Raw genomic sequence first — 12,154 nt, 5'->3', positions numbered from 1 at the left:
GCTGGATTCAGGCCGGCTGGCCCAGCTCCACACCCAGCTGGCGCGAAAGGCATGGCCAACGCTTCCAGGCAGCGCCCGTCTCGGCGCTGCACAAGGTATCGCGATAGGCCTCTACCGATTCCTTGGCAAAGCTCTCTTCATTGAGCATTTCGTCAACCGAATGGTGCACCACTTCATCGAGCTGGTTGGCGAACGTCTCGCCGATCAGCTGATGGGCAATCAGGTTGGCCATGGTGGTATCGAACGGAATCAGCGGCTGCTTGAAGTGTTGGATATACAGGTCGTTGACCTCTTCCACCAGGCGATGCGCCAGGTACGCCTCATCCAGCAGACAGTCCAGGCCCACGTGCCCTTGCATCACGCTGGGCGGCTGCATGAAATAAGCCTCGGCAATTTTCAGCACCGGCTTGATCTGCGATTCGATGCCTGCTTCGCGGGCCACCTCGTGGGCAGCCTCCAGCAGCTCTGGCACCTGGTCGATGTAGGCGCTGACGAAACGCGCCAAAGTACCCTGGGCGTCCTGCTCAGGCAGGTGGATCGAAGGGTGCAAATGCGGCAGTTGTTGCTCGAGTCGCGCTTTCAGTTGGTTGGTCTGGCGCTCGTGTTGATGGGCTTGGCTAATCTGCTCGCGTACAGCAGCGATGTTCATGACAACTCCAGGGACATTACGTTTCAAACGGAAGACACTAAATTAGCTCGGTATACAGAATACCTAAGACGCATTTGTTATAACCCGCGCAAACGTGTGCACGCTGTGGCATATCGGAATGCCATTATTGGGCCACATCCTATCAAGCACGCGGCTTTCAAGGCATTCGGCAAATTCATGAAGTTCATTTCACTGGTGTCATTGCGTGCCATTGGTCGCTGTCTATACTCCCGTTGAACGTGATTCGTTGATGAGGCCCGACTGCTTTTGCAGGGGCTCGGTCGTCGAAGCCAGGCAGTCTTGACCGCCGTTCCCTCTTGCCGCAGGCCACGCCTCCGGGACAACAAGAATTAGAAGGGGAACCCGCAATGATGCGACATCCACCTGTCTGGATGGGCCTCCTGTTGTGGACAGTTTTCGGTCAGGCCAACGCCGCCTGGACCGTGAACATGGCGCCAGGGGCGACGGAAGTCTCCAACGCCGTCTTCGACCTGCACATGACCATTTTCTGGATCTGCGTGATCATCGGCATCGTGGTGTTTGGCGCGATGTTCTGGTCCATGGTCGTGCACCGCCGTTCGACCGGCCAGCAAGCTGCGCATTTTCACGAGCACACCTGGGTCGAAATCATGTGGACCGTGGTGCCGTTCCTGATTCTGGTGGCCATGGCCATCCCCGCCACCAAGACCCTCATCGACATCTACGACGCCAGTGAATCGGACATCGACATACAGGTCACCGGCTACCAGTGGAAGTGGCACTACAAATACCTGGGCCAGGACGTGGAGTTTTTCAGCAACCTGGCCACCCCCGCCGACCAGATCCATAACAAGGCCCCCAAGGACGAGCACTACCTGCTCGAAGTCGACCAGCCGCTGGTGCTGCCGGTGGGTGCGAAAGTGCGCTTTCTGGTGACCGCCGCCGACGTGATCCATTCTTGGTGGGTGCCGGCCTTCGCGGTCAAGCGTGATGCCATCCCCGGCTTCGTCAACGAGGCCTGGACGCGTATCGAGAAACCCGGCATCTACCGCGGCCAGTGCACCGAGCTGTGTGGCAAGGACCACGGCTTCATGCCGGTGGTGGTCGAGGTCAAGTCCAAGGCCGACTACGACACCTGGCTCGGCGAGCGCAAGGCCGAGGCCGCCAAGCTCAAGGAGCTGACCAGCAAGGAGTGGACCCTCGAAGAGCTGGTCGAGCGTGGCGACAAGGTCTACCACACCACCTGCGTGGCCTGTCACCAGGCCGAAGGCCAGGGCCTGCCGCCGATGTTCCCTGCACTCAAGGGCTCGAAAATCGCTACCGGGCCGAAGGAAGACCACCTCGGCATCGTCTTCCACGGCAAGCCCGGCACGGCCATGGCCGCGTTCGGCAAGCAGCTCTCGGAAGTGGATATCGCCGCCGTGGTCACCTACGAGCGCAACGCCTGGGGCAACAACAAGGGCGACATGGTCACGCCGAAGGATGTGCTGGCGCTCAAGCAGGCAGAAGCGCAATGAACCGGGTTACTCGCGGCAATCAATGGATTGCAGGAGACAGGACATGAGTGCAGTGATCGACGACCACGGCCACGGCCATGAGCACGCCCACGGCCCGGCCAAGGGCCTGATGCGCTGGGTGCTGACCACCAATCACAAGGACATCGGCACGATGTACCTGTGGTTCGCCTTCATCATGTTTCTGCTCGGTGGCTCGTTCGCCATGGTGATCCGCGCCGAGCTGTTCCAGCCCGGGCTGCAGATCGTCGAGCCTGCGTTCTTCAACCAGATGACCACCATGCATGGGCTGATCATGGTGTTCGGCGCCGTGATGCCGGCGTTCGTCGGCCTGGCCAACTGGATGATCCCGCTGATGATCGGCGCGCCGGACATGGCCCTGCCACGGATGAACAACCTCAGCTTCTGGTTGCTGCCGGCGGCCTTCCTGCTGCTGGTCTCGACCCTGTTCAGCCCCGGCGGCGGGCCCAACTTCGGCTGGACGTTCTACGCCCCGCTGTCGACCACCTATGCCCCGGCCAGCGTGACCTTCTTCATCTTTGCCATCCACCTGATGGGCATCAGTTCGATCATGGGCGCGATCAACGTGATCGCCACCATCCTCAACCTGCGTGCGCCGGGCATGACCTTGATGAAAATGCCGCTGTTCGTCTGGACCTGGCTGATCACCGCGTTCCTGCTGATTGCGGTGATGCCGGTACTGGCCGGCGTGGTGACCATGATGCTGATGGACATCCACTTCGGCACCAGCTTTTTCAGCGCCGCCGGCGGTGGCGACCCGGTGCTGTTCCAGCACGTGTTCTGGTTCTTCGGCCACCCCGAGGTGTACATCATGATCCTGCCGGCGTTCGGCGCGGTCAGCTCGATCATCCCGGCGTTCTCGCGCAAGCCGCTGTTTGGCTACACCTCGATGGTGTATGCCACCGGGGCGATCGCTTTCCTGTCGTTCATTGTCTGGGCGCACCACATGTTCGTGGTCGGTATCCCGGTGGTGGGCGAGCTGTTCTTCATGTATGCCACCATGCTCATCGCCGTGCCCACCGGGGTGAAGGTGTTCAACTGGGTCAGCACCATGTGGGAAGGGTCGCTGACCTTCGAAACGCCGATGCTGTTCGCCATCGCCTTCGTCATCCTGTTCACCATCGGCGGTTTCTCCGGGTTGATGCTGGCCATCGCGCCTGCGGACTTCCAGTACCACGACACCTACTTCGTGGTCGCCCACTTCCACTACGTGCTGGTGCCCGGGGCGATCTTCGGTATCTTCGCCTCGGCTTACTACTGGCTGCCGAAATGGACCGGGCACATGTATGACGAAACCCTCGGCAAGCTGCACTTCTGGCTGTCGTTCATCGGCATGAACATGGCCTTCTTCCCCATGCACTTCGTCGGCCTGGCGGGCATGCCGCGGCGCATTCCGGACTACAACCTGCAGTTCGCCGACTTCAACATGGTCTCCTCGATCGGCGCCTTCATGTTCGGCGCCACGCAGATCTTCTTCCTGTTCATCGTCATCAAGTGCATCCGTGGCGGTGCTCCAGCGCCGGCAAAACCCTGGGATGGCGCCGAAGGCCTGGAGTGGTCGGTCCCCTCGCCTGCGCCTTACCACACCTTCCAGACCCCACCGGACGTGAAGTAGAGGAGCGCCCATGAACGGCCTGTCGCTCAAACGCCTGGTCTTGCGCCTGCTGATGCTGACGGTGGTGATGTTCGCCTTCGGTTTCGCCCTGGTGCCGATCTATGACGTGATGTGCAAGGCCTTCGGCATCAATGGCAAGACCGGCGGCCAGTACGAGGGCAGCCAGGTCAGCGACCCATCGCGCTCGGTGCGGGTGCAGTTCATGTCGACCAACGCCAGTGACATGGTCTGGGACTTCTACTCCACGGCCGACCAGATCGACGTGAACCCCGGTGCGGTCAACCAGATGATCTTCGTGGCGCGCAACCCGACCGACCGGCCCATGAGCGCCCAGGCGATACCCAGCATCACCCCGGCCGAGGCCGCGGCGTATTTCCACAAGACCGAGTGCTTCTGCTTTACCCAGCAGGTGCTGCAGCCCGGCGAACGTATCGAGATGCCGGTGCGCTTCATCGTTGACCGCGACCTGCCGGCCAACGTGAAGCACCTGACACTGGCCTACACCTTGTTCGACATCACCGCTCGCCACCCGCCGGTCGCGCATGTTGCGGCCCAGGACGTCCAGGGCGCCCGTTAAGGGAAGGAGAACAGCAATGGCAAGTCATGAGCACTATTACGTTCCGGCGCAGAGCAAGTGGCCGATCATCGCCACCATCGGCATGTTCATCACGGTGTTCGGCCTGGGTACCTGGTTCAACGACATGAAGGCCGGGCACCCCGACTCGCATGGGCCGCTGATCTTCTTCGTCGGTGCGTTGTTCCTGGCCTACATGCTGTTCGGCTGGTTTGGCGCGGTGGTGAAAGAGAGCCGCGCCGGGCTGTACAGCGCGCAGCTGGACCGCTCGTTCCGCTGGGGCATGAGCTGGTTCATCTTCTCGGAAGTGATGTTCTTCCTGGCCTTCTTCGGTGCGCTGTTCTACGTGCGGGTGCTGGCCGGGCCTTGGCTCGGTGGCGAAGGTGCCAAGGGCGTCGCGCACATGCTGTGGCCGACCTTCGAATTCACCTGGCCGCTGTTGCATACCCCGGACCCGAAACTGTTCCCGCCGCCCAAGGAAGTCATCGACCCTTGGCACCTGCCGCTGATCAACACCATTTTGCTGGTCAGTTCGAGCGTGACCATCACGATTGCCCACCACGCCCTGCGGCGTGACCACCGTGGGCCGCTGAAGCTGTGGATGGCGCTGACCATCGTGCTGGGCCTGAGCTTCATCGCCCTGCAGGCCTTCGAGTACCACGAGGCCTATACCGAGCTGGGGCTGACGCTGGGGTCGGGGATCTACGGCGCGACCTTCTTCATGCTTACCGGCTTCCATGGGGCCCACGTGACCTTGGGCACGATCATTCTGATCGTCATGTTCGTGCGCATCCTGCGCGGGCATTTCAATGCCGACAAGCACTTCGGCTTCGAAGCGGCCAGCTGGTACTGGCACTTCGTCGATGTGGTGTGGGTTGGGCTGTTCATCTTTGTGTACGTGCTTTGAAACCTGGCCTGCAACTGCTTTGTGTAGGAGCGGCCTTGCGTCGCGAAAGGGCAGCGAAGCGGCCCCGGCGATTTATGTCACCACACAAAACCTGGGGCCGCTTCGCGCCCCTTTCGCGACGCAAGGCCGCTCCTACAAAAAGCAGGGGTGTGATTCAGAAGGGCGCGTGAGAGACCAGCTGGCCACTGATCAAGCCGTAAGCCACCAGCCCGAGGGTCAAGGCGGCCAGGGTCACGCGTACGGTCAGCGCTTTCAGTAAGCGCGTCGAGTTTTCATCGTCCTTGACCAGAAACACCAGGCCACTGAACAGGCTGGCAACCGTGGCCAACAGCATCAGGACAATTGCGGCCTTGAGCATGGCGCTTCTCCGGGGGGGATGCAGTGATGTGGATAAGTATAGCGAGGCGCCCGTGAGGCCGTTTCGCCCAGGTTGGCTACCGACCTTGGTGGTGCTCGCGCTGCTGCCGGGCTTGATCGCGCTTGGCTGCTGGCAACTGGGCCGCGCCGAGCAAAAGCGCGCGCTGCTGGCGACCTATGCCGAGCGCAGCATTGATGCGCCCCTCTCTACTGCCCAGCTGCAGCAACGCGACGATAGCGCTTTTCGCCGCGTGCACCTGTACGGCCGTTTCGATGCCGAACACAGCCTGCTGCTGGACAACCGCATGCGCGACGGCCAGGCCGGTGTCGAGCTGCTGCAGCCCTTCCATGACCAGCCCAGCGGGCTGTGGCTGCTGGTCAATCGTGGCTGGTTAGCCTGGCCGGACCGCCGCGTGCCGGTGCACTTCGAGACCCCGGCGCAGGCGTTGGCGCTGGAGGCTTCGGTCTATGTGGCGCCCGGCAGCACCTTCCAACTGCACCCCGACCCGGTTGGGGGCCAATGGCCGCACCTGCTGACCGCCATCGATGCCGCGCAGCTGTGGCAGCAGCTGAGCCGTGAAGGCTTCGCCCATGAACTGCGCCTGCAACCCGGCCCGGCCGCCTATCGCCTGGACTGGCCAGTGGTCGCGATGGGCCCGGAAAAGCACCTGGGCTACGCCGTGCAATGGTTTGCCCTGGCCGCCGCGCTGGTGCTGCTTTACCTCTACTTTGGCTGGCACAACAACAAGAAGGAGAACCACCATGGCCGCCACCACCAGCCCACTGGAAGTGCCTGAGCGCCGCAAGCCCAGAGCCCGCGGGCGTTTGCAGCTGGTCCTGATACTGCTGGTTGTGCTCGGCCCGATGATCCTGGCCACCAGCATGTACAAGCTCAAGTTCTGGGTGCCGGAAGGCCGCAGCTATCACGGCGCGATGATCGGCAATGGTGAAAGCCGCACGGATATCGGCGTGGCAGGCCAGGACGAGCGTTGGCAGTTGCTGGTCAGTGCGCCCGAAGCCTGTACCGAGGACTGCCAGCGCCTGGTGTACCTGGCCCGGCAAATCCAGGTCGGCCTGGGCCGCGATGCCAGCCGCGCAAGCCATGCGCTGGCAACCGCCCAGCCGCTGACCGCCGACTACCAGGCACTGCTTGGTCGCGAGTACCCGCAGCTGCAACGCTACCCACTGGATGCTCCGCACTACCTGCAGAAGGTAGGCAAGCCTGGCCCGCAACTGTGGATCGTCGACCCCCACGGCAACCTGGTGCTGCGTTACGACAGCAAGGCCAACGGCAAGCACGTGCTGGACGACCTGCGCCACCTACTCAAGCTCTCCAACATCGGCTAGGAGCCTGCCATGGCCAGACCCGGATTGCGCCTCGCTGTGTTCGCCACCCTGCTGGCACTGCTGGTCGTGTTGCTCGGTGCCTATACCCGCCTGACCCATGCCGGCCTGGGCTGCCCTGATTGGCCAGGCTGTTATGGTTTCATCAGTGTGCCCAAGACCGACGCTCAGCTGGCCCACGCCGAAGTGCACTTCCCCGAACACCCGGTGGAGGCCGCCAAGGGCTGGGCCGAAATGGTCCATCGCTACTTCGCCGGCACCCTGGCGCTGGTGATCGCCTGGCTGGCCTTGCAGGCCGTACGCCGCCATGCGCGTGATGGCCAGCCCTACCGCTTGCCCGTGCTGTTGCTGGCGGTGGTGCTGGCCCAGGCGGCGTTTGGCATGTGGACAGTGACGCTGAAACTCTGGCCGCAAGTCGTCACCGCGCATCTGCTGGGTGGGTTCACCACCTTGAGCCTGCTGTTTCTGCTGTGCCTGCGGCTGTCCCGGGCCTTTGCGCCGCTGCCTAAGCTACCGCTGAGCCTACGCCGCATCGCGGCTCTGGCGCTGCTGGTGGTGGTCGGCCAGATCGCCCTGGGCGGTTGGGTCAGCGCCAATTATGCGGCGGTCGCCTGTATCGATTTGCCCACCTGCCATGGCCAGTGGTGGCCGGCGGCGGACTTCAGCAACGGCTTCCACCTGACCCAGCACGTCGGCCCCAACTACCTGGGCGGGCAACTGGACAGCGATGCGCGCACGGCCATCCACATCAGCCACCGGTTGGGTGCGTTGCTGGTCAGTGCCGTGCTGCTGATGCTGAGCTTCAAGCTTTACCGCTGTGGCCTCGCTGGCCTGGCGCGGCTGGTGCTGTTGGCCCTGGCGGTGCAGGTCGGGCTAGGCATCAGCAACGTGCTGTTCCACCTGCCGCTTGGCGTGGCAGTGGCCCATAACGCTGGCGGGGCCATGCTGTTACTGAGCATGGTGCTGGTGAACTACCGCATCCGCGTGGTCGACAAAGTGCGCGTCGGCCACGGCTGGCGCCTGACGCCGGTGGTGGGCGTGGATATCTCGCACCCAATGAGGAACGATTCGTGGCGACGCTTCTAGGCGCACAACGGGCAGGCTGGCGCGACTATCTGGAGCTGACCAAGCCCAAGGTGGTGGTGCTGATGCTGATCACTTCCCTTGCAGGGATGTTCCTCGCCAGCCGCGCAGGCGTTGCCTGGAGCGTACTGCTGTTCGGCAACCTGGGCATTGGCTTGTGCGCGGGCGGTGCTGCGGTGGTCAACCATGTGGTGGACCGGCGTATCGACGCCTTGATGGCGCGCACCCACAAACGGCCGTTGGCTGCAGGCCGGGTCGCGCCGCTGCCGGCGCTGGCCTTTGCCTTGGCCCTGGCGTTGCTGGGCATGGCGCTGTTGCTGGTGTTCACCAACGCTCTCACCGCCTGGCTGACCCTGGCTTCGCTGCTGGGCTATGCGGTGCTCTACACCGGCTTTCTGAAGCGTGCAACACCACAGAACATCGTGATTGGTGGCTTGGCCGGCGCGGCGCCGCCGCTGCTTGGCTGGGTGGCGGTCAGCGGCCATGTCAGCGCCGAGCCTTTGTTACTGGTGCTGATCATCTTCGCCTGGACGCCACCGCACTTCTGGGCCCTGGCCATCCACCGCAAGGAGGAATACGCCAAGGCCGATATCCCGATGCTGCCGGTGACCCACGGCGAGCGCTACACCAAGCTGCACATCCTGCTCTACACCCTGATACTGTTGGCCGTCACCCTGCTGCCCTATGCCATCCACATGAGCGGCCCGTTGTACCTGGCCTGTGCCCTGGCCCTGGGCCTGCGCTTCCTGCATTGGGCCTGGGTGTTGTACCGTGGCAGCCGCCCGCACGCGGCAATCGGCACCTTCAAGTACTCTATCGGCTACCTGTTCGCGCTGTTCGTCGCGTTGCTCCTTGACCACTACCTGTTGCTGAATCTATGACCCGAACCCAGAAAACCGTCTTCATCCTCGTCGCCCTGGTCGCGTTGATCCTGGGCCTGACCGTCAACAAGGTGCTCAATGGCCGCGACCAGCCCAACCCCACCGAACTGATCGACGCCGGCATCATCCTGCTGCCGCAGAGCCGCACGGTGGCAGATGTGACCATGACCAACCAGGACGGCCAGCCGGTGGCGCTGAATGACCTGAAGGGCAAGTGGTCGCTGCTGTTCTTCGGCTACACCTACTGCCCGGACATCTGCCCGACCACCCTGGCCCAGTTGCGCCAGGTGAAGAGCGAACTGCCCAAGGAGGCGGTGGACCGGTTGCAAGTGGTGCTGGTGAGCGTGGACCCGAACCGCGACACGCCGAACCAGCTCAAGCAGTACCTGGGTTACTTCGACAAGGATTTCGTCGGGGTGGCGGGCTCGATCGAGGACACCCAGAAGCTGGCCAATGCCTTGAGCATTCCGTTCATCCCGGCGGATACCAGCAAGCCGGGGTATACCGTGGATCACAGCGGTAACCTGGCGATTGTCGGGCCGGATGGGCGTCAGCGTGGGTTCATTCGTGCGCCGTTCAACAACCAGAAGCTGCTGGCGCAGTTGTCCGGGCTGGTGAAGCGGGATTGAGATTTTGGGCCTGCTGCGCAGGCCTTGCCGGGGCGCCGGACCGGTCGGAAAGGGCCGCAAAGCGGCCCCATGGATTTCGGATCAGAAAGCGGGTACTACAGCGCCCTTGTACTTCTCGTTGATGAACTGCTTCACCTCTGGCGAGTGCAGTGCAGCCGCCAGTTTCTTCATGTCATCCGAGTCTTTGTTGTCCGGGCGGGCAACCAGGATGTTCACATAAGGCGAGTCGCTGCCTTCAATGGCCAGCGCGTCCTTCGCAGGGTTCAGCTTGGCTTCCAGCGCGTAGTTGGTGTTGATCAGGGCAGCATCGACCTGGGTCAGCACGCGCGGGATGGTGGCCGCTTCCAGCTCACGGAACTTGATGTTCTTCGGGTTCTCGGCAACGTCCTTCACGGTCGACAGGATATTGCTGTTGTCCTTGAGCGTGATCACGCCGGCCTTGGCCAGCAGCAGCAAAGCACGGCCGCCGTTGGTGGCGTCGTTGGGAATGACCACGGTGGCGCCCGAAGGCAGCTCGGCGAGCTTCTTGTACTTGGACGAGTACACGCCCAGCGGCTCGATGTGCACGCCGGCAACGCTGACCAGGGCGGTGCCCTTGGCCTTGTTGAACTCATCCAGGTACGGCTGGTGCTGGAAGAAGTTGGCGTCCAGGCGCTTTTCGGCGACCTGCACGTTCGGCTGGATGTAGTCGGTGAATACCTTGACCTTCAGGTCCACGCCTTCTTTAGCCAGTTGTGGTTTGACGAACTCGAGGATCTCGGCGTGCGGCACCGGGGTGGCGGCAACGGTCAGGGTATCGGCGTGGGCCGAAAAGGCCGCGACAGCGGCAGCGACAGCAAGCAGCTTCTTCATGAATCACTCCTTGTGAGGGCCGCGACGGCCCCCGAACGGGTCGGCCAGGCCGACCCCATTGGGGTTACTTACGGGAAAAATGCACGACCAGTTTGTCGCCCACACTTTGCAGGACTTGAACCAGCACCAGCAGCAGCACCACGGTCACGACCATGACATCGGTCTGGAAGCGCTGGTAGCCGAAACGGATGGCCAGGTCGCCCAGGCCGCCTGCGCCCACCACACCGGCCATCGCGGTGTACGAAACCAGGGTGATGGCGGTGACGGTGATGGCTGCGAAGATGCCCGGGCGGGCTTCCGGCAGCAAGGCACTGGTGATGATCTGGCGCGTCGTCGCGCCCATCGACTGGGTGGCCTCGATGATGCCGCGGTCGACCTCGCGCAGGGCGGTTTCGACCAGGCGCGCGAAGAACGGCGTGGCCCCTACCACCAGCGGCGGAATGGCCCCGGCAACGCCCAGCGAGGTGCCGGTGATCAGCACGGTGAACGGGATCATCACGATCAGCAGGATGATGAACGGCAGCGAGCGCAGGATGTTGACCACCAGCGACAGCAGCGCGTACACGCCCTTCTGTTCGAACATCTGGCGTGGGCCGCAAAGGAACAGCAGCACGCCCAGCGGCAGGCCCAGCAGCACGGTGAAGAACAACGAGCCGAACAGCATGACCATGGTGTCGACGGTGGCCAGCCAGATTTCGGCCCAGTCGACGTTGGCGAAGAAATTCAGGGCGTCCATCAACGCAGTACCTCCATATGTACGTCAGCTGCCTTGAAGCGGTCGAACGCCGCTTCCATGTCGCCGCCGGTGACGGCCAGGGTCAGCTGCCCATAGGGGACATCCTTGATGCGGTCGATACGCCCGGCCAGGATGCTGTAGTCGACGCCGGTCTCGCGGGCCACGGTGCCCAGCAGCGGTGCGTAGGTCGCCTCGCCCTGGAAGGTCAGGCGCACGATGCGCCCCGGTACGTGGGCGAAGTCGTCGCGCTGTTCGCCTTCATCGACCTGTTCGTCCTCCTGGACGAAACGCTTGGTGGTCGGGTGCTGCGGGTGCAGGAACACATCGGCCACCGAGCCCTGCTCGACGATCTGCCCGGCGTCCATGACCGCCACGCGGTCGCAGACCCGGCGGATCACGTCCATTTCGTGGGTGATCAGGACGATGGTCAGCTTCAGCTCACGGTTGATCTCGGCCAGCAGTTGCAGCACCGACGCGGTGGTCTGCGGGTCGAGGGCGCTGGTGGCCTCGTCGCACAGCAGGATCTTCGGGTTGGTGGACAGGGCACGGGCGATGCCCACGCGCTGCTTCTGGCCGCCGGACAGCTGCGCCGGGTACTTCTTGGCGTGGTCGGATAGCCCGACGCGGGCCAGCAGCTCGGTGACGCGCTTGTCGATCTCGCTGCGCGACAGCCCGCCGGCCAGGGTCAGCGGCAGGGCGACGTTGTCGGCCACGGTCTTGGATGCCAGCAGGTTGAAGTGCTGGAAAATCATCCCGACCTGCTGGCGGAAGCCGCGCAGTTGGTTGGCGTTGAACGCAGTGACGTCCTCGCCATCGACGATGATCGTGCCGCCCGAGGGCTCTTCGAGGCGGTTGATCAGGCGCAGCATAGTGCTTTTGCCGGCGCCGGAATGGCCGATCAGGCCGAACACCTGGCCGTCTTCGATGGTCAGGCTGGTCGGGTTGAGGGCGGGGATTTCCCTACCGGCGACGCGGTAGGTCTTATGGACATGTTGGAACTCGATCACGTAGCG

Annotated in this window: 14 protein-coding genes; 9 read left to right on the top strand and 5 right to left on the bottom strand. The window is 63.1% G+C overall.

Annotation, left to right across the window (positions count from 1 at the left end; all coding sequences use genetic code 11):
* Positions 1-7: 7 nt before the first annotated feature.
* Positions 8-649 (bottom strand): hypothetical protein, encoded by a 642-nt coding sequence (locus HU770_RS11235; RefSeq protein WP_186663677.1) that lies wholly within the window; start codon positions 647-649, stop codon positions 8-10.
* 368 nt (positions 650-1,017) lie between these two features.
* Between HU770_RS11235 and coxB the strand changes: the two genes are divergently transcribed.
* From coxB to HU770_RS11215, 4 genes are read left to right on the top strand one after another with little or no spacing between them, the layout of a single operon-like run.
* Positions 1,018-2,145, top strand: coding sequence for a cytochrome c oxidase subunit II (coxB, locus tag HU770_RS11230; RefSeq protein WP_047582429.1), 1,128 nt, complete (start codon positions 1,018-1,020; stop codon positions 2,143-2,145).
* A gap of 43 nt (positions 2,146-2,188) precedes the next feature.
* Entirely contained in the window at positions 2,189-3,778 is a 1,590-nt protein-coding gene (gene ctaD / locus HU770_RS11225) for a cytochrome c oxidase subunit I (protein ID WP_186655376.1), read from the top strand.
* A gap of 10 nt (positions 3,779-3,788) precedes the next feature.
* Positions 3,789-4,355, top strand: coding sequence for a cytochrome c oxidase assembly protein (locus tag HU770_RS11220; RefSeq protein WP_033702511.1), 567 nt, complete (start codon positions 3,789-3,791; stop codon positions 4,353-4,355).
* 16 nt (positions 4,356-4,371) lie between these two features.
* Complete coding sequence (locus tag HU770_RS11215; RefSeq protein WP_033702512.1) at positions 4,372-5,259, top strand: cytochrome c oxidase subunit 3; 888 nt, start codon at positions 4,372-4,374, stop codon at positions 5,257-5,259.
* 154 nt (positions 5,260-5,413) lie between these two features.
* Here HU770_RS11215 and HU770_RS11210 read toward each other — a convergent pair whose 3' ends face one another.
* Entirely contained in the window at positions 5,414-5,617 is a 204-nt protein-coding gene (locus HU770_RS11210; RefSeq protein WP_186655369.1) for a twin transmembrane helix small protein, read from the bottom strand.
* 52 nt (positions 5,618-5,669) lie between these two features.
* Here HU770_RS11210 and HU770_RS11205 point away from each other — a divergent pair, with 52 nt between their 5' ends.
* The 5 genes from HU770_RS11205 to HU770_RS11185 are packed head-to-tail and all read left to right on the top strand — an operon-like array spanning position 5,670 to position 9,553.
* Entirely contained in the window at positions 5,670-6,413 is a 744-nt protein-coding gene (locus HU770_RS11205) for an SURF1 family protein (RefSeq protein WP_186655367.1), read from the top strand.
* Positions 6,379-6,963 (top strand): hypothetical protein, encoded by a 585-nt coding sequence (locus HU770_RS11200; RefSeq protein WP_186655364.1) that lies wholly within the window; start codon positions 6,379-6,381, stop codon positions 6,961-6,963. The genes HU770_RS11205 and HU770_RS11200 overlap by 35 nt, the downstream gene beginning before the upstream one ends.
* A 9-nt stretch (positions 6,964-6,972) precedes the next feature.
* On the top strand, positions 6,973-8,046 hold the full coding sequence (locus HU770_RS11195) for a COX15/CtaA family protein (protein WP_047583839.1): 1,074 nt from the start codon (positions 6,973-6,975) through the stop codon (positions 8,044-8,046).
* Positions 8,031-8,924: a heme o synthase gene (gene cyoE / locus HU770_RS11190; RefSeq protein ID WP_033702517.1), complete on the top strand. Its 894-nt coding sequence runs from the start codon at positions 8,031-8,033 to the stop codon at positions 8,922-8,924. The genes HU770_RS11195 and cyoE overlap by 16 nt, the downstream gene beginning before the upstream one ends.
* On the top strand, positions 8,921-9,553 hold the full coding sequence (locus tag HU770_RS11185; RefSeq protein ID WP_186663676.1) for an SCO family protein: 633 nt from the start codon (positions 8,921-8,923) through the stop codon (positions 9,551-9,553). The genes cyoE and HU770_RS11185 overlap by 4 nt, the downstream gene beginning before the upstream one ends.
* A gap of 81 nt (positions 9,554-9,634) precedes the next feature.
* On the opposite strand, the gene HU770_RS11180 is transcribed toward HU770_RS11185, so the two are convergent.
* The 3 genes from HU770_RS11180 to HU770_RS11170 all read right to left on the bottom strand — a co-directional run bounded on the left by HU770_RS11180 (position 9,635) and on the right by HU770_RS11170 (position 12,148).
* Positions 9,635-10,405 (bottom strand): MetQ/NlpA family ABC transporter substrate-binding protein, encoded by a 771-nt coding sequence (locus tag HU770_RS11180; protein WP_033702519.1) that lies wholly within the window; start codon positions 10,403-10,405, stop codon positions 9,635-9,637.
* A 64-nt stretch (positions 10,406-10,469) separates the two neighbouring features.
* Positions 10,470-11,141 (bottom strand): methionine ABC transporter permease, encoded by a 672-nt coding sequence (locus tag HU770_RS11175; protein ID WP_033702520.1) that lies wholly within the window; start codon positions 11,139-11,141, stop codon positions 10,470-10,472.
* Complete coding sequence (locus HU770_RS11170) at positions 11,141-12,148, bottom strand: methionine ABC transporter ATP-binding protein (RefSeq protein WP_033702521.1); 1,008 nt, start codon at positions 12,146-12,148, stop codon at positions 11,141-11,143. The genes HU770_RS11175 and HU770_RS11170 overlap by 1 nt, the downstream gene beginning before the upstream one ends.
* Positions 12,149-12,154 lie beyond the last annotated feature (6 nt).

The organism is Pseudomonas sp. SWRI68, from assembly GCF_014269165.1.
Classification (GTDB): Bacteria; Pseudomonadota; Gammaproteobacteria; order Pseudomonadales; family Pseudomonadaceae; genus Aquipseudomonas; species Aquipseudomonas capeferrum.
This window is presented reverse-complemented; position numbering and strand designations above follow the sequence as displayed.